Below are 24257 nucleotides of genomic sequence, written 5' to 3'. Positions count from 1 at the left end.
AGTGTTTCTCCTATAAGAAATTGAAAAAATAACGGGCTAAGTGTAGCAAATTTTGCACCAAGGTGGCGTGCTTTTTTTGTTTTTTATGATGTAGATTAAGTTATTGTGATTTATGAAGGTAATGATCAAAAAATAACCTCTTTTATTTACTAAAAGGAAAGAGTGTTTTTCATTTTATATGAGTAGTTTTTCATATAAAGATCGGTTATAAAAGAGGTGATTTACATCATATGGAATTAAATTGAGTATGGATAGCTAATTGATCTTGTTGTGTTTTTTACGCTTTTTCGGAGCTGCTTATGTCTCACTTAAAACTTTCCGCCCTTGCGGTACTCGTCGCCCTTGGCTTACCTCCTCCTGCACATGCTTCTTTTGTCCGCAATGATATAGACTACCAATATTTTCGAGATTTCGCCGAAAATAAGGGGATATTTGTGGCAGGAGCCAGCCATATTCCCATTTATAATAAATCAAATCAGCACCTAGGCACCTTATTTACCGCCCAATCCATGCCTGATTTTAGTGCCGTTTCTCGTGATGGCATCACCACCCTCGTTAATCCCCAATACATCAACAGCGTTACCCACAACAGCCATTATGGCGCAGTTTCCTTTGGCCATCGCACCCGCAAAAATCCTGATGCTGCCGCCTTTGATTATCTTATCACCGCTCGCAATAACTTTGATGGTGCTGACTACCACGCCCCACGCCTGCATAAGATGGTCACTGAAGTTGCCCCTGCTGCCATGTCGCAAGTGGGGCATCAGGCCAATGTCTATGCCGACAGAACCCGTTTCCCGATGTTTGTGCGTATGGGATCGGGCACGCAGTTTGTTACCGACAGCCAAGATTATGTCTTGCCTGGCAATTCAAACAATGTGGCAGGTGCGTACTTTTATATGACAGGCGGCAATATTCCCCGCATTTCTTCCCAGCCTGAAAATGCTCTGGCCAGCCCTCGGCAGGTCTTTGACACCACCTATGGACCGATGGCAACAGTGGGTTATTCAGGCGACAGCGGCTCCCCCTTATTTGCCTACGATGCCCAGCAGGGCAAATGGGTCTTGGCCAGTATCTATCACGCCCGCTCTGACACCACCAGTTACTTTACCAATGTTCGCCCAAGCTGGGTGCAGTCGCTGATTAACAGCACCGTGGCAGGGCATCTGTACAACCCAACCCAAGGGGCGACGTTTACTTGGAATGCCAATAACCAAACCAGCCGCATTAGCAGCGGCAATAACGGCTTGAACGTCAATCTGGCCAATCCTAGCCTAAATGATAGCAATCTTGAACGTCCGTCCTTGGCGGCAGGTCAGGGCTTTAATGTGATTGGTCGCCCTGGCACTTTGGTACTGAATAACAACATCAACCAAGGGGCGGGGATCTTAAATTTCGCCACAGATTTCACGGTCAAACCGCAGGCAGATCAGACCTGGGTGGGCGGCGGCATTTCTGTTGATAAGGGCAAGACGGTTCATTGGCAGGTCAAAAACCCACAGGGCGACAGGCTCTCAAGACTGGGGCAAGGCACGCTCGTGGTCAGTGGCAAGGGTGTGAACCTAGGCGATGCCAGCCTTGGCGATGGCGTAACCGTGCTGGCTCAAAAGGCCAGCAACGCCAACAATGCCGATGTGCAGGCCTTTAATAACCTAAGCATTGTCAGCGGTCGCCCAACTGTGGTGCTGGCCGATAATAAGCAAATCAACACCGACAGGCTTTCTTTTGGCTATCGGGGCGGGCGTTTGGAGCTAAACGGCAACGATCTCACCTTCAACCGCATTCGCAACCTTGATGATGGGGCAAGCATCGTCAATCACGGTATTAGTCCTGCCAGCATTACCGTTACCAACAACAAAACCTTGGGTGAGAGTGAGATGATCTGGGGCAGGTGGGGGCAGGCTGGTGGCCATATTTATGAATACATCAACACCCACAGGGGCAACCGCACTGATTACTTTATGCTCAAGCCAGACGGCAACCCTTGGGAGTTCTTCCCGCTAGATCAAAACAGCAGCAACAGTTGGCAATACATCGGTTCAGGCCGCCAACAAGCGGTGCAAACTGCGCTAAATCTTGCAAATGAGCAAGGCTTAAACCAAACCTTTAACGGCTTTTTGGGCGAAAAGGGGGCTGGTGGGCAGGTTTCGCTTAAGACGGCAGATCAGCTGGTCTGGGGCAGATGGGGCAGCAATGCTGGTACGATTTATGAGTACATCAACACCCATCGTAACAACCGCACCGATTATTTTGTGCTAAAAGCAGGCGGCAACCCTTGGGAGTTTTATCCGCTGGATCAAAACAGCAGCAACAGCTGGGAGTTTTTGGGCAGTGATAAAGAAATGGCAGTCAAAACTGTGCTGGCCCGCCAAAATGAGCAAATCCTACAAAACCATCTGGCAAGCGTGGGCAACCCAAGCTACACCCCGCTTTTGGAAGAAAAAGACCTAAGCTGGGGCAGATGGGGACAAGCTGGCGGCCATATCTATGAATACGTCAATATCTACCAAAACAACCGCAAAGACTACTTTGTGCTCAAGGCAGATGGCAACCCAGAGCACTTTTTCCCAGCCTATGCCAACCACAACTACAGCTGGGAATATCTGGGCAGCGATAAGGCTAAGGCGGTTAAAACCGTGCTATCTCGGCTCAATGCCGAGCGTGTGGCCGCCAATGCCGATTACCATCGCAATGTGCCAGATGCCAAGGCGCTGACTGAAAGCGATTTGGTCTGGGGCAGATGGGGCAGCAGCACAGGCACCATTTATGAGTATATTAACACCCATCGTAACAACCGCACTGATTATTTTGTGCTAAAAGCAGGCGGCAACCCTTGGGAGTTTTATCCGCTGGATCAAAACAGCAGCAACAGCTGGGAGTTCTTGGGCAGTGATAGGGCAAGGGCAGTTCAGACCATCTTGGCAAGAGAAAACGCCAAACGCAATGGCGAGCTGAATGTCAATTTCTCCCCTAATGATAACCGTTCCTTGTGGCTCTTAAATGGTGGTGCCAATCTTAATGGTAAGTTTAGCATCAATGGCGGTTCGGTGGTGCTATCAGGCCTGCCGACCCCACACGCCTATGATTACATCAATGATAAGGAAGTGGTGGTGGAAAATGACTGGATCAGCCGTGATTTTGCCTTCAATGATGTGGAAGTTAAAAATCAAGCTAAGTTCACCGTCAGCCGTAATGTTGCAAATTTTAAGGCCAATCTGACCGCTTACCATCAGGCTAATGTCAATGTGGGCTTTATCAATGGGTTTACGCCAACCTGCCGCTATTCGCTGGATTTTGGCACAACCACTTGCACCAACGCAGTTGCCGCCAGCACCTTGGCCAGCCTGCCAACCACCCAAATGCAGGGCAATGTCGCCCTATATGACCAAGCCCAATTCACACTGGGCAAGGCACATCTGACAGGCCATATTCAGGCAGGGGATAATACGCAAGTTAGCCTAAGCCAGCACAGTGGCTGGACGATGACAGGCAACAGCCAACTGGGGCATTTGTCCATCAATAACGGACAAATTTGGCTTAGCCAAGCGCATTCGCCTTATCAAACCTTGCGTATCAAGGGCAACCTATCAGGTCAAGGTAATTTCTACTACCGCACCAATCTGGCCCAAAACCAAGGCGACAGCGTGCAGGTGGACGGCATCGCCACGGGCAATCATCGCCTGCATATTCAAAACAGCGGTCAAGAGCTGGGCAGACAGGGCTTATCCTACTATCTGTTTGGGCTAAATCACCCAAATCAGGCCAATTATGCGGTGAATGTTAGCTTAAATGGGGCCAACTATGTGGATTTAGGGGCCTATCGCTATACCTTGGTGCAAGATGCAAGGGGTTATCGCCTTTATAATAACTTGGTGCGGGATAATGCCATGCCAAGTAGCTACCGTGCTGCCAACACCACAAGCCAGCCTCTGGCACAGGCCAACCCTTATACAGGGCTGGTAAAACTGCCGATCAATAATGCTGAACCTGCCAGCATCAGCAGCTATGACAGCAATGGCTTGGCCTATGATAGCGCCTTTGATACCGCCCTGCCAGTAACGGCTGATAACCCAGATGCTCAAGCAGATACAGCCACTTTATTGCTTGATCTGCCAAACACCCAAGCAGCTTGGGTCAGCCAGCGTGCCAACCTTGCTTTGTCTGAGCTTTCTGGCCAGTTCAACAGCCTAGAACAAATTGGCAGCAGCATCAGCCGCCATCTGGCGAATAAAAACACCCAAAGACCAAATGTCTGGGCAAGCAGCGAAATCAAACGCACCCAAAACCAGTCAGATCGCTACCGCCACTATGAGCAAGATAACCGCTTGCAACAAGTGGGGGCGGAGATGGACGTCGGTGCAAATAGCAGATTGGGGCTGATCCTTAGCTACAACAAGGGCGAGAGTGATTTCGACCAAGGCGGCAAAAATGACAGCAAGCTGACCAGCCTGACCGTCTTTGGCAAACATGAGTGGCAAAACGGTGCTTTTGTCAGCTTAGATGGCAGCCTAGGCAAGGCCAAGAGCAAGATTAGCCTAGAAGGTACAACCGAGCGTTTTGACCGCACCGTGGCAAGCCTTGGGGCAAATCTTGGCAAAAGCTGGGACTGGCAGGGGCTAGAACTCCAGCCGCAAGTGGGGGTAAGATACCACCGCTTATCTGGCGTGGACTATCATCTGGCAGACACGGCCGTGCGAGCAGATAGCCTTGATTTGGTCAGCTACCAAGCAGGCGTGAAGGCAGCTTATAGGTTTGACTTAGATGGCATCACCCTTCGCCCAAGTGTGTCCGCCCACTATGTCGATGCTTCCCACAAGCAACAAGGCATCACGCTCAACCAAGTGGCCCATCTTAGCCAAAAATTTGGCCGCTATGGCCACTATGAAGCAGGTATCACCACCCAGCTTGGCAACTGGCAGGCCAGCCTAGGCCTGGGCTACCTAGAAGGGAACGAAATCGGCAACCAAAAACTGGCTAGTGTTAAAGTTGGTTATCGGTGGTAGTTTCTCACTCACAAGCGGGGAGAATTTGCAAAAAATCTGCAAAATTCCCCCGCTTGTCTGCCCGATTTGGCGCTAAAACAGCCTAATCGGGCAGGTTTTTCTCCTCCTCAGCAAACCTTTCTGTGATCTATTTCACAAATATTTAACAATTAACACGAAATCCCTACCCTTTTGCCCGTTTTTGTTCAAAAATAAACCTGAACGCCAACCTACAAGCGGTTGGTTTTTGGGCTAAATTTACACAAGGAGAAGGCTATGCAAACCCTACAAATGTACATCAACGGACAATTCCTGACCTCTAGCAGCGGCAAAACCTTTGAGGTGCTCAACCCTGCCACTGAAGAAGTCATTGCCAGCGTCACCAAGGGTACGGTGGAAGAAACCCGGGCTGCCATTGATGCGGCCGAGGCAGCCCAGGAGGCCTGGGAGCAGCTGCCAGCCATTGAGCGGGCAGGCTATCTGCGTCGTATTGCCCAGGGCATTCGGGAGCGGAGTGAAGAAATTGCCCGCACCATTTCGGCTGAAATGGGCAAGGTGCTGCCGCTGGCCCGTGTGGAAGTGAATTTTACCGCTGATTATATGGACTATATGGCCGAATGGGCCCGCCGTTATGAGGGCGAAATTATCCAGAGCGACCGCCCCAATGAACATATCTTCCTCTACAAAAAGGCCATTGGCGTGACTACCGGCATCCTGCCTTGGAACTTCCCCTTCTTCCTCATCGCCCGCAAGATGGCTCCAGCCCTGGTCACGGGCAACACCATCGTGATTAAGCCAAGTGTGGACTCACCTATCAATGCCGTGCTCTTTGCAGAAGTTGTCCACCAAGTTGGCCTGCCGAAAGGGGTCTTTAACCTGGTACACGGCTCAGGCGGGGAAATTGGCCAGGAATTGGCTTCCAACCCGAAAGTCGGTTTGGTATCCCTCACAGGCAGCGAACCTGCCGGCCGCAAGGTGATGGAGGCTGCTAGCCAAAATATCACCAAGGTCAATTTGGAGTTAGGCGGTAAGGCTCCAGCCATTGTCCTAGCTGATGCTGATTTAGATCTGGCGGCCAAGGCCATTGTGGCTTCCCGTGTGATTAACTCAGGCCAGGTTTGTAACTGTGCCGAACGGGTCTATGTGCAACGTGAGGTCAAAGAGGCCTTTGTAGCCAAATTGGTGGAAAGAATGAAGGCTGTCAGATCGGGCAACCCGCTGGAAGATGAAACCGTGGATATGGGGCCGATGGTCAATCAACAGGGCCAGGATCACGCCAAGGCAATGGTGGATGCCGCCCTTCAAGCGGGTGGTCGTTTGCTTTTAGGCGGCAACAAGGTGGCGGGCAAGGGCTTCTACTTTGAGCCAACCGTGATTGATAACGTGACCAACGAGATGGATATCCTCCGCTCTGAAATCTTCGCCCCAGTGATTCCAGTGGCCACCTTCGATACCATTGATGAGGTCATCAGCTTGGCCAACGACTGCGAATACGGCCTGACCTCTTCGGTTTACACCCAAAATATCAACAAGGCGATGAAGCTGGTCTCCCGCCTCAAGTTTGGTGAAACCTATATCAACCGTGAAAACTTTGAAGCTATGCAGGGCTTCCACGCTGGCTGGCGGAAGTCAGGTATTGGTGGGGCAGACGGCAAACACGGCTTGGAAGAATATCTCCAAACCCACGTGGTTTACTTGCAGTATGATGAGACGGTTTAAATAAAGCCATCACATTTTACTTAAGCGATGTAATCAGATAGATATTAAGGGGCGTAAGCCCCTTTTTTCTAGCCAAATAAAGTGCCTCAATTAAAGCACTTATTGTACAGTGATCTTTTTTACTCCCCTATCCTCAGCACGTCAAGCCTACTAAGTTAAGCATCTTGAGGAGCTTTGCTGCTCTTGATTTCCCAGCCCCAAAGGGGCTGAACTATGCGTAACCTAGTACGACTCTGCCGTGCTAGGCAATAAATAGGTTAGTTTTTATGTTCATAAGGGCATACAAGCGGCCAAAACCTCTCTGATTTTTGCAAAAATCAGGCCAGATTTGACCGCTTGCATTCTGCTTAAGCTAACCTACCACTCATACTTCGCCCCCAGCCAGAATTGTCTGCCGGGTTTGTAGGTTTGGTAGTAGCTGTCGCCAGCATCTTCTGTCACCCTTTCAGCCTTGGCCACATGGTTTAGGACGTTTAAGACAGAAAGATTAAGCGAAAGGGCTTGGGTGTCGGTTAGGCGTTTTTTCCAGATAAAATTCCAGTCTAGGGTAATTTCCCGTGGGTATTTGACCTCCGTCACTCTGGCCACCAGGCCCCGATAGTCGCCGCAGGCAGCAATGTCTGCGCTACAACGTGTGCCAGTGCGAGAAAAATGGCGGGAGCCTGATTGGTAATTTACCACATGGAGCCAAGCCAGATTGAGCCCTGGGAAGTAGGTGTTGATTTTCAGGGCTGCCGTCCAAGGTTGGTTAAAGCGTTGGGCAGGCATTTGGCTAATAGGCTGAAGTTTGCCCTTGTAGAGCATTTTTTCGATGTCATAGTCCTGCCAATCCCGTTGGGTGTAATCCACGGTTTGATTAGACTTGCTCTTTTGATAAGAGATGGCAAATTCCCAACCCAGCTCTGCCCAGCGGGTCTTCCAAGGAGTCAGGCTTTGGGCCGATAAGCTCACATTGTTGGTAGTGGTTCGGCCGCCATTACTTAGCCAACGCTGCTGTGGGCTGGCCTCATAATCAATGCGGGTCATAAACTGTTGCTTACTTTGACGCTGCACCCATTTGAGCTTCCACAGGCTATTGGCTATTTTGTGGCTAAGGCCTAGATTGACCTCATCACTGTAAGGGGTTTTGAGTTTGGCACCCTTATATTTGATGTTTAACTTGGACTCACTGTGGCTCCAGCCATCTTCATAGTCATAGCGGTTATATTCATCATAGAAATTAAAGCTGGAACGCAGCTGATAGTCCAACAAATCATCGGCATAATAGCGGTTTAGGCCGGCTATAAAATGGGTTTTATCTTGGCCTTTTAGGTCATAGTCCAGATGGAAGCGAGGGGCCAGGTTAAATTGGTTTAAAAATTGCCCATAATCCAACCGCAGGCCTGGGGTGAGGGTTAAGTCCTTCCATTTCCATTCATCTTCAAGATAAAGGGCAAACTTATTATGTTTTACCTTGCCTGTCAGCGGATGATAGATGGTTTTACCCGTTGCGTATTGTTCTTTAGGAATACAGTCTGTGCAATCGGCCAGATCAAAGGGGCGATAATGCTCATCTTGGCCATAATATTGTCTTGCACCTGAATACTGAATGGCCATTTCAGGCTGTTTTAAGGCTGAACGATTATGGTGATATTCCCAACCCAGGGTAAATTTATGCCGATGATTGCCCAACTGTAGGGCGTTGAAAGCCAATTCCTGTTTCAAAAGCACATTTTCTTGGGTGGTATAACGCTTACCAATGCCACCTCGGCGGGCAAAGCCGTAGTCAGGATCAGGATCGCTAACCCAGTCAATGCTTGGGGTCAGGGCATAGTTTTCCAGTAAATTGGCTGCATATTTGGTTTGGTTTTTGGTCTGACGATAGGCCAGCTCAGTACTCAATAAGCCCAAACTATTGTAGTTCTTCCAGTTAAGCGAACCTAAAAAGCCTCCACCGCTTTCCCGAAAGCCGCCATTTTTGACATTATCCATATGGTAATCGCCTATATGCGGTGAATACATAAGGGTGGCCAAGAGGGTGTTATTGTCATTCCAATCATTTTTATAACGGACTAAAAAGGTTTCATTGCGGCGTTTCTGATCCACCCAATATTTGAGGTATTGATGATGCTGGGGAATCTCTGCTGTTTGGCGTTCATAGGCAAAGAGCAAGGCCGAATGGTTGCTCAAGGGTTGGTTGAGTTTGAGGCTGTATTGATGCTTTACAAACTTAGGCTGCATGAGCGGCGAGTGAGCCTGATGGAAGGCATCACGGTATTGGCCATCTAGGTGGAATTTCACCCAGGCGGAGCGGGTTGTACGATAAGAAATAAAGCCCGATGGGCGGGAAAAATCAGGATCATCTAATTCAGCATCCACCACGCCACCCGTAAAGTAGCCATAGCGGCTTGGCACGTTAGAGTCAAAGACTTTTACCTGCTTAAGCAGATCTGGGTTTAACCAAAAGGCCTGCGGATGGCCTGAAGGCAGCCATTCAGGATCGATGGTCAGGGTTCTATCACGGCTGAGCACGCCATTTTCGCCCAAACCAATGGGGTTGATATTATCATTGGTGGAAATACCATTGACCATAAAGTTGTTGTTATAGTAACGCTCGCCGTAGAAAGACAGGTTTTGCGGAGCAATTTCGCCCAATGTTTGGCCGCTTCCACTACTAGATGAGGTTCTGACACTGGGCAGGGTGGTCAGCAATTCATTGATATTCTTATTGCCGATGCCTGCATTTTGCAGCTGCTTAGCTGAAATCAGGCTGGCATTTTGGGGAAGGTTGGCATAGACAATAACAGGGGCCAGTTGTTCTGAAGCCCTTGCAGCCTGGGCCATCAGGGCTGCAATCACAAGAGAGAGGGTTGTTTTTTTCATCCTTTTAAAAAGCCTTAAAATTATAATGGTTATACCTTATCCTATCCCTAACCCAGGCTTAAATCAACAAAAAAATTATGGGTTTATAAAAAGAATAAAGATTAACCACAAAAAGACGAGAAGATAGCTTGAAAAGCCAGCCTTATTTCTATAGAATACACGCCTCTTACGCACCTTAAACTGTGCGTATTTTTATGAAGGCACATGGTGCTTGTTTTTATCAATCGGGGAGCTGAAGTTCAGCGTTATCACCCATAAAAGGAAACTAAAATGGCAAAAAAAGTCCAAGCATACGTTAAGTTGCAAGTTGCAGCGGGTATGGCTAACCCATCACCACCAGTTGGTCCTGCTCTAGGTCAGCAAGGTGTGAACATCATGGAATTCTGTAAAGCATTCAACGCTCGTACTGAGAGCCTAGAAAAAGGTTTACCAATTCCAGTTGTTATCACTGTTTATGCAGACCGTTCATTCACTTTCGTTACCAAAACGCCACCAGCTGCTGTTCTTCTTAAGAAGGCTGCCGGTATCAAGTCTGGTTCTGGTAAACCAAACAAAGATAAAGTGGGTAAAGTAACCTTAGATCAAATCCGTCAAATCGCTGAAACTAAAGCCTCTGATATGACTGGTGCGACTATCGAAACTAAGATGAAATCAATCGCTGGTACTGCTCGTTCAATGGGCTTAGTGGTGGAGGAATAATACGATGGCTAAATTGACTAAAAAAATGAAAGCAATCAAGGCTGGCGTAGATTCTACCAAGGCTTATGAAATCAACGAAGCGATTGCCGTTTTAAAACAATTCGCAACGGCTAAATTCGTTGAAAGCGTGGATGTTGCCGTAAACCTCGGTATCGACCCTCGTAAATCAGACCAAAACGTGCGTGGCGCAACCGTTCTTCCACACGGTACTGGCCGTACAGCCCGTGTTGCTGTGTTCACCCAAGGTGCTAACGCAGAAGCTGCTAAAGCTGCTGGTGCAGACCTCGTAGGTATGGAAGATCTTGCAGACCAAATCAAGAAAGGCGAAATGAACTTTGACGTAGTTATCGCTTCTCCAGATGCAATGCGTGTGGTTGGTCAGTTAGGTCAAGTATTAGGCCCACGTGGTTTAATGCCAAACCCGAAAGTGGGTACTGTAACGCCAAACGTTGCTGAAGCGGTTAAAAATGCAAAATCAGGTCAGATCCGCTACCGTAACGATAAAAATGGTATCATCCATACCACTATCGGTAAGGCAGACTTCTCTCCTGAGCAATTAAAAGACAACTTAAACGCTTTATTGGCTGCTTTAACTAAAGCTAAACCAACCACAGCTAAAGGTATCTTCATCAAGAAAGTAAGCATCTCTACCACCATGGGTGCAGGTGTTGCGGTTGATCAATCAACCCTTTAAGACTTGCTTTAAGCATTCAAAACCGCAGTTTTTACTGCGGTTTTTTTTTGTTTTTATTGGCTTCCATCCTTAATCTCCGCAAACTTGGCCTTGAGCAAAGCTGCCAGATCCTGCGGCTTTAATTCAATATCCAGGCCTCTTTTGCCACCTGACACAAAGATGGTTTCAAACCCCAAGGCCTGTTCATCAATCACAGTTGGCAATAGCTTCTTCTGCCCCAAAGGACTAATTCCGCCTAGTAAATAACCCGTAACCTTTTGAGCCATTTCCTTGTCAGCCATCTCAACCTTTTTCACCCCCAAAGCCTGGGCAGCCTGCTTGAGATTAAGCTGGTTGGAAACCGGCACAACCATCACGGCTAATTTTTTCTGATCGCCATTTTCTGCCACCAAAAGGGTTTTAAAGACCTGTTGGGCATTGAGGCCCAGCTTATCCACAGCCTCTTGGCCGAAATTGTGGTTGTTTGGGTCGTGTTCGTAGGGGTGGAGGGTGAAGGGGATTTTTTGTTTTTTAAGGAGGTTGATAGCGGGTGTCATTGGCTTGTCCTTGAGTGAGTTGCGGGTTATAACTTATTTTGCCCCAGCATTTTTAAAAATTTCGGAATGGGTATCCAAATAGTGCAATTCTAACCTTTCATCGTCTTCTGAAATTTTATAGAGCAAGACTAAATCGTTTTTGATATGGCAATCTCGAAAGGCCTTGAGATTACCCGTTAATTGGTGATCCTTATATTTTTCAGGCAAGGCCACACGATTAACCAAGCAGGTGATAACCTCCGCCCACTCCGCAGAAATTAAGTGTTCAAAATGCTTTTTGGCATTGCGTTTGAAGGAGTTAAACACTTCAATTTGTCTGGGTTTAGTCATCGGCCAGATCCGCCATCATTTCATCTAAATTGGCATACTTGGTGGATTTGCCCTGTGCTTGTTCGGCTTGATTTTGAGCCAGAATAGCCTGAACCCTATCCGAGACCTCTAAATTCTGCTCTGCTGCCCAATCAAAAGAAAGGGGGATTTTGCCTGTATTTGCAATCTGGTTAAAGAACATTCTTACCGCCTGACTAGGGGTTAAGCCATATTGCTCTAAAATAGGGTAGGCCCGCCCCCGCAAATTATTGTCTAAACGCATATTGAAATTGGTGTAGTCCATCATAAACCTCTCGCTTAAGTAATTTACATTACATTGTAACTGTCTTTTATATGAAGTTCAATAAAACATAAGCAGGCTAATTTAATCCCCATGCCATTTTGCTTTATCCTTGGTTTATCAGTACAATTCAGGCGTTTATTTTGAAAGGAAAACCCTACAATGGCAAATATTCATTTAGCAATCGCTGCTGATTTTTTATTGGCAGAAAAATTATTGGAAGCCCTGGAACAGAGCCTGCTTCAAATCGATCACATCTCAGCCGTGGAGCTGGAAAGTTTTGGGGAGGAGCACTCCCTGCGGTTTGGTAGCCATGCTGTACCCCAAATCGCCTTAGACGAGGTGGATTGGTCTAACTTTAGCCATGTTCTCTTCGCTGGCAAGATGGCCCAGGCAGAAGTCCTGGCCCAGGCCGTGCAGGCCGGCTGTGTGGTGCTGGATCTCTACGGCATTACCGCCCTGATCGGCAATGTGCCTGTGGTGGTACCGGGCATCAATGATGAAGCCCTGGCCAACCTGCGGGAACACAATATCGTGGCCCTGGCCAACCCGCAAATCAGCCAGTTGGCCCTGGCCCTCAAGCCGCTTTTGGAGCAACCTATCCAACAGATTTTTGTCACATCGCTTCTGCCATCGGCCTATTTTGGCGATGAAAAGGTGCGGGAACTGGCCGGCCAAACCGCCCAACTTTTAAACGGCATTCCGCTAGACAGTGACAAGCCTCGGGTGGCCTTTGACGCTGTGCCAGCCAATGTTCAGGGCGATGAAAAAAATCTGCCTTTCTCTAGAATGTTCGAGCTACAATTTGCAAAAATCCTGCCAAATCTGGCCGCTTGCACCCGCTTCCATGCGGTACAGGTGCCGGTTTTTTATGGTGTATCGCAGATGGTTTCGGTCCAGAGTGAATACCCTCTCGATCTAGAAGCCCTCAGCCAGGCCTGGCAGGCTCAAGACTGGGTCAAGTTCAACGAAAATGAGGTCATTACCCCAGTTAAAAATGGCGAGGCTGAGGAGGACAATAGCCTGCAAATCAGCCAACTTTTAAGCCATAACGAGAATGCCCTGCAATTTTGGTCGGTGGCTGATGAGCAGAAATTCAGCCTGGCCTTCCTCAGTATCAACCTGCTTGAACGTGTGTTAGAGGCTTAGGATGATTGAAGAGCAAATCGCCAACCTGCGGGAAAGCCTGCGGACCTATGAATATCACTACCATGTGCTAGACAATCCCCTGGTGCCCGATGCCGAATACGACCGTTTGATGAACGAGCTCAAGAGCCTGGAATGGCAGCATCCTGAGCTCATTACTCCTGATTCACCGACCCAGCGGGTAGGGGCCAAACCGCTTGACGGCTTTGCCCAGATTACCCACGAAATCCCCATGCTGTCGCTGGATAATGCCTTTTCCGATGAGGACTTGGACGGCTTCCTACGCCGCATTAACGAGCGGGCCCTGGTCAAACTGGAGGAAGTGGAATTTTGCTGTGAACCCAAGCTAGACGGGCTGGCGGTCAGTATTCTTTATGTAGATGGCATCCTGACCCAGGCTGCCACCCGGGGCGATGGCACAACCGGCGAGGACATCACGGCAAATATTCGTACCATTCGCAATATTCCGCTGAAACTTAATACCGCCACCCCGCCTGCACGCTTAGAAGTGCGGGGCGAGGTATTTATGCCCCAAAAGGGCTTCGAGGCCCTCAATGAACGAGCTTTGGAAAAGGGCGAAAAGACCTTTTCCAACCCCCGTAATGCGGCAGCGGGATCTTTGCGACAGCTGGATCCGAAAATCACCCGCCAACGCCCTCTGGTGCTAAATGCCTATGGGATTGGGGTTTATGAGAGTGAACAGCCCCTGCCGGGCACCCATTTTGAACGCTTGCAGTGGCTCAAGTCCATTGGCATTCCGGTCAATCCTGAAATTAGGTTGGCCCGTGGCAGAAGCGACTTGCTGGCCTTCTACCAAGCCATCCAAACCCAACGTCCGACCCTGGGCTACGACATTGACGGCACGGTGCTCAAGGTCAATCGCATTGCCCTGCAAGAGCAACTGGGTTTTGTCTCCCGCGCCCCCCGCTGGGCCATCGCCTACAAGTTCCCGGCCCAGGAGGAGATGACCCTGCTCAAGGACGTGGAATTTCAGGTGGGCCGAACTGGAGCCATCACGCCTGTGGCCAAGCTGGAACCGGTCTTTGTGGCTGGGGTGACGGTCAGCAATGCCACCCTACACAATGGCGATGAAATCGAACGCTTAGGGATCACCATCGGCGATACAGTGATTATCCGCCGGGCGGGCGATGTGATTCCGCAGATTGTGGGCGTCGTCCTAGATCGCCGGCCAGAATCTGCAAGAAAAATCCATTTCCCAACCGCTTGCCCGGTCTGCGGCTCGGCTGTGGTGCGGGTGGAGGGCGAGGCTGTGGCCCGCTGCACCGGCGGTCTCTTCTGTGGGGCCCAGCGTAAAGAGGCCCTCAAGCACTTTGTTTCCCGCAAGGCAATGGACATTGACGGCGTAGGCGAAAAGCTCATCGAACAGCTTATGGAAAAGGAGCTGGTTCACACCCCGGCTGATCTCTTTAGGCTTGATCAGATCACCCTTATGCGGCTTGAGCGTATGGGGGAAAAATCCGCAGCTAACGCCCTAAACAGCATCACCAAGGCCAAAAACACCAGCCTGGCCCGCTTCCTCTTTGCACTCGGCATTCGGGATGTGGGCGAAGCCACCGCTCAGAACCTGGCCAATCATTTTGGCTCGCTTGAGGCCATTCGGGCAGCTAACTTAGATCAGCTCAAGGAGGTGCAGGATGTAGGCGAGGTGGTGGCCAACCGTATTTTCCAATTCTGGCAAGAACCCCATAATGTGGAAGTGGTCGAGGACTTGATTCAACAGGGCGTAACCTGGCCCAATGTGGAACAAAAGGAAGTGGCTGACAACCCACTTAAGGGCAAGAACGTGGTCTTAACCGGCACCCTGACCCAGCTAACCCGTGATCAGGCCAAGGCACTTTTACAGGGCCTAGGCTGTAAGGTGTCGGGTTCGGTTTCCAGCAAGACGGACTACCTGATTGCAGGTGAAAAGGCCGGCTCCAAGCTGGCCAAGGCCCAGGAATTGGGGGTTTCAACCATGGATGAGCAGGCATTTATTGATCTTTTAAATCAATATGGCTTGACATCTTAGCCAAATCCCCCCAAAATCCGCTCCTAATTTTTAATCTTCAGGGCAGGGTGAAATTCCCGATCGGCGGTAAAGTCCGCGAGCCGAGTGAGAACTTGGCAGGAACTGGTGAAATTCCAGTACCGACAGTATAGTCTGGATGGAAGAAGAGCGAAAAAAGATCACCGTGCAAGCGGTGGTTTTTCATGTCTTTTTTGCAAGCCCTGAAATCGAAAGGTTTCAGGGTTTTTGTTTCTTAATACCACTATCTTGTAGGGACGCATTGCATGCGTCCGTGCGATATATCGTATGTGATGAAGTTTGCGGACGCATGCAATGCGTCCCTACTCTTATCCTAGAAACAGTTTCTATCCTGCCCTACCAACACAAAACCCCAATGACCGACTTAGACTATATGCAAAAAGCCATCGCCCTGGCCGAGCTGGGCCGTGGCTGGACCAACCCCAACCCGCTGGTGGGCTGTGTGATCGTGAAAAATGGCCAGATTGTGGCCCAGGGTTATCACGCCAAATATGGCGAGTTCCACGCCGAACGCAATGCCATTTTAAGTTGCAATGAGGACTTAAGCGGCGCAACCGCCTATGTGACCTTGGAGCCTTGCTGCCATCACGGCCGCACCCCGCCCTGTTCGGATCTTCTCATCGAACGAGGCATTAAGCGGGTGGTGATTGGCTCAAGCGATCCTAATCCACTGGTGGCAGGCAAGGGGGCGGCACAATTACGGGCTGCGGGCCTTGAGGTGGTGGAAGGTGTGATGAAGGCTGGGTGCGATGCCCTCAACCCTATTTTCTTCCACTATATTCAGACCAAACGCCCCTATGTGCTGATGAAATATGCCATGACAGCGGACGGCAAAATTGCGACCAGCACAGGCCAATCCAAGTGGATTACAGGCGAGCAGGCCAGAGCCAAGGTGCAGGAAACCCGCCATCTTTATAGTGCCATTATGGTTGGAGTGGAAACCGTGCTGGCCGATAACCCTATGCTTAACAGCCGAATGGCTAATGCCAAACAGCCGGTACGGATTGTCTGCGACAGCCAGCTTAGAACACCCTTGGACTGCCAGTTAGTGCAAACGGCTCAAACTTATAAAACGATTATTGCCACAGTCAATGCTGATAAGGCTAAACATCAAGCCTACCAAGACTTGGGGGTGGAAATTCTGGTAACAAAATCAGATAACAAGCGGGTGGATTTGGCCGATTGTTTGCAAAAATTAGGCCAAATGCAGATTGATAGCCTCCTCTTAGAAGGCGGTTCCAGCCTCAATTTTTCCGCCCTGGAAAAGGGCTTGGTTAATCGGGTGCATTGCTACATTGCCCCTAAATTAGTGGGCGGTGTGGCTGCCAAAACCCCGATTGGTGGAGCTGGTATTGGCGATTTAGCCCAGGCAGTTAAACTCAAAAATCCACAAGTCAGCCAGATTGGGGAGGATATTTTGGTGGATTTTGAGGTGGAAACTAACTAAAACAAATCCCCTCCCCCGTTTACGGGGGAGGGCTAGGGTGGGGGGATTGCCGTCAGGCAACAAGCGGTAGATTTTTTAATAGAATTTGCAAATTTTAGGTATTTTTGTCCCGCTTGTATTGTATCTTGAGCTTCGCTCAATCCCCCCTCCCCAACCCTCCCCCGCAAGCGAGGGAGGGGGTAACAAAGAGAGGAAAAATTATGTTCACAGGCATTATTGAAGAAGTCGGCAAGGTGGCCAAGATCCACAAGCAGGGCGAATTTGCAGTGATTACCATCACCGGCCATAAAATTTTTAGCGATATGCACCTGGGCGACAGCATTGCAGTCAATGGCGTATGCTTAACCGTGACCGAATTTGGCAGCAACCATTTTTCGGCGGACGTGATGTCGGAAACCCTAGCCCGCACCTCACTGGGCGAATTGCAGTCCAACAGCCCGGTAAACCTAGAGCGAGCGATGGCGGCCAATGGTCGCTTTGGTGGGCATATCGTCTCAGGCCATATTGATGGCACGGGTGAAATCGTTTCTATCACACCGGCCCATCATTCGGTCTGGTACAAGATCAAGACCTCACCAAAACTCATGCGTTATATCATTGAAAAAGGTTCTATCACCATTGATGGGATTAGCCTGACCGTGGTCGATACCGAGGCCGATAGTTTCCGTGTTTCTATTATTCCGCATACACTGGCCGAAACCAATTTAGGCACGAAAAAGGTGGGCTGTGTGGTCAATTTGGAAAACGATATTGTGGGGAAATACATTGAGCAGTTTTTGCTTAAGAAAGAGCCGGAAGAGGCGAAAAGTAACCTAACAATAGAATTTCTAAGCAAAGCAGGATTTTAAACCAAACAAGCCCCTTCCCCGCTTGCGGGGAAGGTTGGGATGGGGGGATTGCCGTTAGGCAACAAGCGATAGCTTTTTTAACAAAATTTGCAAATTTTGCGAGAAAAATAACCGCTTGAATCTTGAGCTTTCGCTCAATCCCCCCACCCTAACCCTCCCCGCAAGCGGGGGAGGGGATTTAGTTAGATTAAAAAGGAATAAATATGTTTCAATTCTCAACCGTAGAAGAGGCCCTTGAGGCCATTCGTCAGGGCAAGATTATTTTAGTCACCGATGATGAAGATCGGGAAAACGAGGGCGATTTTATCTGTGCGGCTGAGTTCGCCACCCCTGAAAATATCAACTTTATGGCCGTGCATGGCAAGGGCTTGATTTGTATGCCCATTAGCCGCCAGATTGCGGAAAAACTCAACCTTCAGCCCATGTCTTCTCGCAACACGGACAACCATGAAACGGCCTTTACCGTGGCTATCGATCACATTGCAACGGGCACCGGCATTTCCGCCTTTGAGCGTTCTCTTACCGCCCTAAAATTAGTGGAGGATAGTGCCAAGGCTGAGGACTTCCGCCGCCCTGGGCACATGTTCCCGCTGGTGGCCAAAGATGGCGGTGTGCTGGTGCGTAATGGCCATACGGAAGCCACGGTCGATCTGGCCCGCCTAGCTGGCCTTAAACCTGCCGGCCTTTGCTGTGAAATTATGGCTGAAGACGGCACGATGATGAAGATGGCCGACCTGCAAGCCTTTGCCACCCAGCACAAGATGCCTTTTATCACCATCCAGCAGCTCCAGGAATACCGCCGCAAGCACGATAAACTAATTCAAGTGGTTTCTGTTGTCAAAATGCCAACCAAGTATGGCGAATTTATGGCCCACAGCTTTGTCGAAACCATTTCTGGCAAGGAACATGTTGCTCTGGTTAAGGGTGAGATTGGTGAGGGCCAGGAGGTCTTGGCTCGTATTCATTCTGAATGCTTAACTGGCGATGCCTTTGGCTCACAGCGTTGCGACTGTGGCCAGCAATTTGCGGCGGCTATGACAAAGATTGAGCAAGAAGGCCGGGGCATTGTGCTCTACCTCCGTCAAGAAGGCCGAGGCATTGGCCTGATTAACAAACTGCGTGCCTATGAACTGCAAGACAAGGGAATGGACACGGTCGAAGCCAACCTAGCCCTGGGCTTTAAGGACGATGAGCGGGAATACTACATCGCCGCCCAAATGTTTGAAGCACTCGGGGTGAAATCGCTCCGTCTTTTAACCAATAATCCTGCCAAGATTGAAGGCTTGGTGGCACAAGGCCTAAACATCGTGCAGCGTGAACCCATTCAGGTTGAAGCGACCGAGCACGATTTGGACTATTTAAAGGTTAAACAGGCCAAAATGCGGCATATGTTTAATTTTTAAGAGCACAAACATAATATAACGTGAATGTAGGGACGCACTGCGTGCGTCCGTACGATATTAATTTAATGGTGATATATGCGGACGCACGCAGTGCGTCCCTACAAAACGTTATTTTGATTGCTGATGAAACATAAATTTTATTCAAAGAGGAACTCAAAATGGCAACATTAACAGGCAACCTAGTTGCAACAGGTTTAAAATTCGGCATCGTGTGTGCCCGTTTTAATGATTTTATCAACGACAAACTCTTAAGTGGGGCTATCGACACCCTGGTTCGCCACGGGGCAGCTGAGAGCGACATCGACACCGCTTGGGTGCCAGGGGCTTTTGAAATCCCATTGGTAGCCAAGAAAATGGCCGAAAGTGGTAAGTATGATGCCGTTATCTGCCTAGGCACGGTCATTCGTGGTTCAACCACCCACTATGACTATGTTTGTAACGAAGCGGCCAAAGGCATTGGGGCGGTATCCCTTCAAACTGGGTTACCGGTGATTTTCGGTGTATTGACCACTGAAAACATCGAGCAAGCCATCGAACGTGCTGGCACTAAAGCAGGCAACAAGGGCAGCGAATGTGCGCTTGGGGCGATTGAAATGGTCAATGTGCTAAAAGCCATCGCCTAAAAAAGAAGGGCAAAAACTTGCAGGTTTTTGCCCTTTTTGATCCGCTTGTCAGCCCTTTAAGCGATTTTTTCTGCCTTGTACTGGCTCTCTGGTTGGTTGATAAAAGCTCGGGCTGCAATGACTTGTAGCTCATACTTGCCCGATTGCTGGGTCACGGCCATGACATCATTAACCGCATTGGCTGTGTGTTCGAAGGCTTCTAGATCAGACTTGCCATTGAGCAAATTGGCCAAGAAGACACCGCTGGTCAGGTCGCCCACACCGACTGGATCACGGCCGACAAATTCGTGAAGGGGGCGGCTGATGTGGTAAATCCCATCTTCATTAGCAAGCAACATTTCAAATTTATTCGGATCCTTACCCACTCGGCTTAAGTGCTTAACCAAAACCTTCTTCACGCCCTTGGCCCGAATGGCTTTAACCGCTTCCAAGGCCTGTTCAAAGTTCTCCACGGTTAAGCCCGTTAATTCCCGCAGTTCGACCAAATTCGGGGCGATGATATCGGCCTTAGCCAGGGCTTCATCACGCAGGAATTCAGCCACGCCTGGGGCGACAATACAGCCCTTGTCTGGGTGGCCCATCACAGGGTCGCAGAAATAAAGGGCATTGGGGTTGAGGGACTTAATCCGCTCCACCACGGCCAAGATTTCAGCCCCCTGCTCGGCCGCCCCAATATAGCCCGAAAGCACCGCATCACATTCGTGCAGGGCTTCGATTTCAGCAATCCCTTGGGCAATTTCGCCGATTTGTTCTTTAGGTAAAACCATGCCCTTCCACTTGCCGTATTGGGTGTGGTTGGAAAATTGCACGGTATTAAGGGCCCAAACATCTACGCCCAGGGTCTGCATAGGGAAGGTGGCCGCCTTGTTGCCGGCATAGCCATAGACCACGTGAGATTGAATAGAAAGTACGTTTTTCATTTAAGTTCCTGTATTTGCAAAAAGAGGCGGATTTTATACCGCTTGTTATAGGTCATCTAAGGCCCGTTGCCAATGGTCAATGGCTTTTTGATCCACGTTTCCATAAACAGGCCCTATCTGTAGCACTGCTTGCTGCAAGGCCAAGGCCAGTTCCTTTTGGCCACAAAGTGCGAGGCTGCGAATGGCTCTTGTGATGCGTAATTGGTTATGATCGTAGGGTTTAATCCAGCGATGTTCCCGTTTTGAGAGGTTTTCAACCACACTAAAGGCCAGCCCCGCTCTCACTAATCCCCAATGCTGGCACATCATATCAAGCGACTTTCGTTGATTTTCTTGTAATAAGAGCGAGGTTTTAGCAAAGGCTTGGTCATCAAGGCTCAAAATGGGTTTATGCCCTTCATAACGCTCCCGTCTCTCTAAGGGAAAAAGCCACTGAATATAATCGTGCTTAAACTCCCTCCAAAAAGGAGAAAGCTGCCAAATGTCGCTAATCCAACGGCCTTGGCTATCAGGCTGCTCACCTAACATAAAGGCGATAATAGGGGAAGGCTGCATTTTACCGCCCAAACATCCCGCCTAAACCACCCAGGCCACCGCCCATCATGCCTTTCATGCCCCTCATCATCTTGGCCATGCCGCCCTTACGCATTTTTTTCATCATTTTCTGCATATCGTCAAACTGCTTAAGGAGTTTATTGACATCCTGCACCTGCGTGCCTGAACCGAGTGCAATACGGCGGCGGCGGGAACCCTTGATAATATCGGGGTTGGCCCGTTCTTTGAGGGTCATGGAGTTGATGATGGCTTCCATTTTGACGAACATCTTGTCATCCACCTGGTTTTTGACGTGATCAGGCAGGTTTTTGGCCCCTGGGAGCTTGTCTAGCATAGACATCATCCCGCCCATCTTCTTCATTTCGATCAGCTGTTCACGGAAGTCTTCCAGGGTAAATTCATCCCCCTTATTGAACTTGGCCGCCATTTTTTCGGCCTTTTCCTTATCGACCGAGCGTTCCAAGTCCTCAATCAAAGACAGCACATCCCCCATACCCAAAATGCGGGAGGCAATGCGGTCTGGGTGGAAAGGCTCAAGGGCATCGGTTTTTTCACCCACACCCAAGAACTTAATCGGCTTGCCGGTGATTTGACGGATAGAAAGGGCGGCACCGCCACGGGCATCGCCGTCCACCTTGGTTAAAATCACCCCAGTCAGTGGCAGGGCTTCGTTAAAGGCCTTGGCCGTGTTGGCGGCATCTTGACCGGTCATCGCATCCACGGTAAAGAGGGTCTCAATCGGGTTGAGCACCTTATGCACCTCTTGGATCTCGGCCATCATCTCACTATCCACGTGCAGGCGGCCGGCGGTATCGACAATCAGCACATCAAAGAAGTTGAGTTTGGCGTGCTTGAGGGCAGCCTCAGCAATATCGGTTGGCTTCTGGTTGGTTTCGCTTGGGAAGAAGTCCACCTTAAGGCTCTCGGCCAGGGTTTGGAGCTGCTTGATGGCCGCAGGGCGGTAAACGTCAGCCGACACCACCAAGACCTTCTTCTTATGGCGTTCTTTAAGGAACTTGGCCAATTTTCCCACCGAGGTGGTCTTACCCGCCCCCTGTAAGCCGGCCATCAGGATAACCGCAGGTGGTTGGGTGGAAAGGTTAAGGCTCTCATTGGCCTCGCCCATCGCTGCCTCAAGTTCAGCCTGGACAATCTTGACGAACTCCTGGCCTGGGGTCAGGCTCTTATTGACTTCAACCCCAATGGCCCGTTCCTTGACCTTGTTGATAAACTCCCGTACCACCGGCAGGGCTACATCGGCTTCAAGCAGGGCCATCCGCACTTCACGTAGGGTGTCTTTAATATTATCTTCAGTTAAACGTCCCTTGCCGCTGATATTGCGTAGGGTCTTGGACAGTCTGTCCGATAAATTCTCAAACATGGTTTTCTCGCTCTCAAAACAGCTAAATGGGGCGATTATACCGAATTTTGCCCCACAAGCGGTTCAAACCTGCAATTTTTTTACAAATTCTTTGGCAGCAAACAAGGGAGGCGGGCAAATCTGCCTATTAAAAAGCCAAAAACACCGTTTTGGCAAAAAATGATTTGACCTTGGCCCGACAAATTATTATTATCTCTCCCGCTTTGCGGAGTGGTAGTTCAGCTGGTTAGAATACCTGCCTGTCACGCAGGGGGTCGCGGGTTCGAGTCCCGTCCATTCCGCCAACTTATTCTAATTACGGAGCGGTAGTTCAGCTGGTTAGAATACCTGCCTGTCACGCAGGGGGTCGCGGGTTCGAGTCCCGTCCGTTCCGCCAAATTTTAAACCTCTAGCTTGCTAGAGGTTTTTTCTTTTCTGAAAACCCTCAATCCCATATAAATATGGCCTAGCTTCCGCCAGGCCATATTTTGCTTACTTGCCTAAATTGCTAAAAAAGTTCTTCACCCCATCCATGAATCCTTCATGCTTGGGGCGGTTGCTCTTGCCTTCCAAACTTTCTTCCAGCTTGCGTAGCAACTCTTTTTGCTCCTCGTTGAGGGCTACAGGGGTTTCGATGATAACCTTGCAGATCAGATCGCCTGCATAGCCGCCCCGTGGGCTTGGTACGCCCTTGCCTCGAACACGGAAGAGTTTACCCGTTTGGGTTTCCGCTGGGATCTTGAGTTTGACCCGGCCATCCAAGGTTGGCACTTCAATTTCGCCACCTAGGGCTGCCATGGTAAAGCTGATCGGCACTTCGCAGTAGAGGTTGGAGCCGTCCCGCACGAAGATTTCGTGATCTCTCACGTGGATAACCACATATAAATCACCGGCTGGTGCCCCGTTTTCGCCCGCTGCCCCTTCACCAGCTAAACGTAGCTGGTTGCCGGTGTCCACGCCTGCTGGAATGGTTACCGACAGGTTTTTGGCCTTTTGCACCCGGCCATCACCGTGGCAGGATTTGCAAGGTTTATCGATTTTCTTACCGCTTCCATAACAGCTTGGGCAGGCAGTTTCGGTCATAAAGAAGCCTTGCTGACGGCGGATTCGGCCTGAACCATGGCAGTGCGGACAGGTTTCCACTTTTGAACCTGCTTCCGCTCCACTACCGTGGCAGGTATCGCAGGCGGTCAAGGTTTGAATGCGGATGTCCTTCTTCACACCCTTAACCGCTTCTTCAAGGGTAATTTCTAGGTCGTAACGCAGGTCATCGCCCCGCACTACACGGGAACGCCCACGGCTGCCACCACCGAACATTTCGCTGAAAATATCCTCAAAGCCACCGAAGCCACTAAAGCCATCAAAACCGCCTCGGCCGCCGCCAAAGCCGCCTTGCTCAAAGGCTTGATGGCCATACTGATCGTACATAGCCCGCTTTTCGGCATCGCCTAAGACTTCGTAGGCTTCCTTGATCTCTTTAAATTTCTCTTCAGCTTCTTTACTGCCCTGGTTTTTATCGGGGTGATGCTTGGCCGCCAGCCGTTTGTAGGCCCGCTTAATTTCTTTTTCATCCGCCCCTTTGGAAAGCCCAAGGACTTCATAGTAATCACGTTTTGACATAGGTTCTCTGTTTATTTATTTTTTATGGTATAGCGTTATTTTCCAGCCCTTTGATGGCGCCAGCGTCCTCGCTGGTGCCTTATCAATATCAGCACCAGCGAGGACGCTGGCGCTATCAGTAGAGGATTAACTTATACAAGCGGCCTAATTTTCACAAAAATTTGCAAATTTTTGCGGAAAACTCAC

Annotated in this window: 18 protein-coding genes, 2 tRNA genes and 1 other annotated feature; of the genes, 12 read left to right on the top strand and 8 right to left on the bottom strand. The window is 49.6% G+C overall.

Annotated features, from left to right (window positions below; translation table 11 throughout):
- The first annotated feature begins 299 nt into the window (after positions 1–299).
- Together A4G20_02295 and A4G20_02290 are read left to right on the top strand one after the other, a co-directional pair.
- The gene (locus A4G20_02295; GenBank protein QIW15252.1) at positions 300–5003 is read left to right on the top strand and encodes a hypothetical protein; all 4704 of its coding nucleotides are present in this window, start codon (positions 300–302) and stop codon (positions 5001–5003) included.
- A gap of 255 nt (positions 5004–5258) precedes the next feature.
- Positions 5259–6701, top strand: coding sequence for an aldehyde dehydrogenase (locus A4G20_02290; GenBank protein ID QIW15251.1), 1443 nt, complete (start codon positions 5259–5261; stop codon positions 6699–6701).
- A gap of 357 nt (positions 6702–7058) precedes the next feature.
- On the opposite strand, the gene A4G20_02285 is transcribed toward A4G20_02290, so the two are convergent.
- Complete coding sequence (locus A4G20_02285; GenBank protein ID QIW15250.1) at positions 7059–9563, bottom strand: hypothetical protein; 2505 nt, start codon at positions 9561–9563, stop codon at positions 7059–7061.
- Between the two features lie 270 nt (positions 9564–9833).
- On the opposite strand from A4G20_02285, the gene A4G20_02280 reads away from it, so the two are divergent.
- Positions 9834–10262: a 50S ribosomal protein L11 gene (locus A4G20_02280; GenBank protein QIW15249.1), complete on the top strand. Its 429-nt coding sequence runs from the start codon at positions 9834–9836 to the stop codon at positions 10260–10262.
- Positions 10263–10266: 4 nt separating this feature from the next.
- Positions 10267–10956 carry a 50S ribosomal protein L1 gene (locus tag A4G20_02275; GenBank protein ID QIW15248.1) on the top strand — a complete coding sequence of 230 codons (690 nt, stop codon included), beginning with the start codon at positions 10267–10269 and terminating at the stop codon, positions 10954–10956.
- Between the two features lie 53 nt (positions 10957–11009).
- On the opposite strand, the gene A4G20_02270 is transcribed toward A4G20_02275, so the two are convergent.
- From A4G20_02270 to A4G20_02260, 3 genes are read right to left on the bottom strand one after another with little or no spacing between them, the layout of a single operon-like run.
- A complete protein-coding gene (locus tag A4G20_02270; GenBank protein ID QIW15247.1) occupies positions 11010–11492 on the bottom strand; it encodes an aminoacyl-tRNA deacylase in 483 nt (160 codons plus the stop codon).
- A gap of 33 nt (positions 11493–11525) precedes the next feature.
- Entirely contained in the window at positions 11526–11822 is a 297-nt protein-coding gene (locus A4G20_02265; protein QIW15246.1) for an addiction module toxin RelE, read from the bottom strand.
- Positions 11815–12105 carry an addiction module antitoxin gene (locus A4G20_02260; protein ID QIW15245.1) on the bottom strand — a complete coding sequence of 97 codons (291 nt, stop codon included), beginning with the start codon at positions 12103–12105 and terminating at the stop codon, positions 11815–11817. Before A4G20_02260 ends, A4G20_02265 begins: the two co-directional genes overlap by 8 nt.
- 159 nt (positions 12106–12264) lie before the next feature.
- Between A4G20_02260 and A4G20_02255 the strand changes: the two genes are divergently transcribed.
- The 6 genes from A4G20_02255 (at position 12265) to A4G20_02230 (ending at position 19616) form a co-directional block, all read left to right on the top strand.
- Positions 12265–13251 carry an aspartate-semialdehyde dehydrogenase gene (locus A4G20_02255; GenBank protein QIW15244.1) on the top strand — a complete coding sequence of 329 codons (987 nt, stop codon included), beginning with the start codon at positions 12265–12267 and terminating at the stop codon, positions 13249–13251.
- A 1-nt stretch (position 13252) separates the two neighbouring features.
- On the top strand, positions 13253–15277 hold the full coding sequence (ligA, locus tag A4G20_02250) for a DNA ligase (NAD(+)) LigA (protein ID QIW15243.1): 2025 nt from the start codon (positions 13253–13255) through the stop codon (positions 15275–15277).
- Between the two features lie 29 nt (positions 15278–15306).
- Positions 15307–15429 (top strand) — a binding site (FMN riboswitch).
- 221 nt (positions 15430–15650) lie between these two features.
- Positions 15651–16742, top strand: coding sequence for a riboflavin biosynthesis protein RibD (locus A4G20_02245; protein QIW16830.1), 1092 nt, complete (start codon positions 15651–15653; stop codon positions 16740–16742).
- Between the two features lie 200 nt (positions 16743–16942).
- The gene (locus A4G20_02240; protein ID QIW15242.1) at positions 16943–17590 is read left to right on the top strand and encodes a riboflavin synthase subunit alpha; all 648 of its coding nucleotides are present in this window, start codon (positions 16943–16945) and stop codon (positions 17588–17590) included.
- A 203-nt stretch (positions 17591–17793) separates the two neighbouring features.
- The gene (locus tag A4G20_02235; GenBank protein QIW15241.1) at positions 17794–18993 is read left to right on the top strand and encodes a bifunctional 3,4-dihydroxy-2-butanone 4-phosphate synthase/GTP cyclohydrolase II; all 1200 of its coding nucleotides are present in this window, start codon (positions 17794–17796) and stop codon (positions 18991–18993) included.
- 158 nt (positions 18994–19151) lie between these two features.
- Positions 19152–19616 (top strand): 6,7-dimethyl-8-ribityllumazine synthase, encoded by a 465-nt coding sequence (locus A4G20_02230; protein ID QIW15240.1) that lies wholly within the window; start codon positions 19152–19154, stop codon positions 19614–19616.
- Positions 19617–19672: 56 nt separating this feature from the next.
- Here A4G20_02230 and A4G20_02225 read toward each other — a convergent pair whose 3' ends face one another.
- The 3 genes from A4G20_02225 to A4G20_02215 are packed head-to-tail and all read right to left on the bottom strand — an operon-like array spanning position 19673 to position 22472.
- Positions 19673–20536: a pyridoxal kinase gene (locus A4G20_02225; GenBank protein ID QIW15239.1), complete on the bottom strand. Its 864-nt coding sequence runs from the start codon at positions 20534–20536 to the stop codon at positions 19673–19675.
- Between the two features lie 45 nt (positions 20537–20581).
- Positions 20582–21091 carry a hypothetical protein gene (locus tag A4G20_02220; protein ID QIW15238.1) on the bottom strand — a complete coding sequence of 170 codons (510 nt, stop codon included), beginning with the start codon at positions 21089–21091 and terminating at the stop codon, positions 20582–20584.
- Between the two features lies 1 nt (position 21092).
- Positions 21093–22472: a signal recognition particle protein gene (locus tag A4G20_02215; GenBank protein QIW15237.1), complete on the bottom strand. Its 1380-nt coding sequence runs from the start codon at positions 22470–22472 to the stop codon at positions 21093–21095.
- Between the two features lie 207 nt (positions 22473–22679).
- Here A4G20_02215 and A4G20_02210 point away from each other — a divergent pair.
- Together A4G20_02210 and A4G20_02205 are read left to right on the top strand one after the other, a co-directional pair.
- Positions 22680–22756: transfer RNA gene (locus A4G20_02210), tRNA-Asp, on the top strand.
- A 15-nt stretch (positions 22757–22771) separates the two neighbouring features.
- Positions 22772–22848: transfer RNA gene (locus A4G20_02205), tRNA-Asp, on the top strand.
- 95 nt (positions 22849–22943) lie between these two features.
- On the opposite strand, the gene A4G20_02200 is transcribed toward A4G20_02205, so the two are convergent.
- Positions 22944–24071 carry a molecular chaperone DnaJ gene (locus A4G20_02200; GenBank protein QIW15236.1) on the bottom strand — a complete coding sequence of 376 codons (1128 nt, stop codon included), beginning with the start codon at positions 24069–24071 and terminating at the stop codon, positions 22944–22946.
- Positions 24072–24257: the final 186 nt, after the last annotated feature.

It is taken from the genome of Pasteurellaceae bacterium RH1A (genome assembly GCA_012221805.1).
In the GTDB taxonomy this organism is placed as follows: domain Bacteria; phylum Pseudomonadota; class Gammaproteobacteria; order Enterobacterales; family Pasteurellaceae; genus RH1A.
Note: the sequence above shows the minus strand (reverse complement) of the source record. Positions and strands in the feature narration are given on the sequence as shown.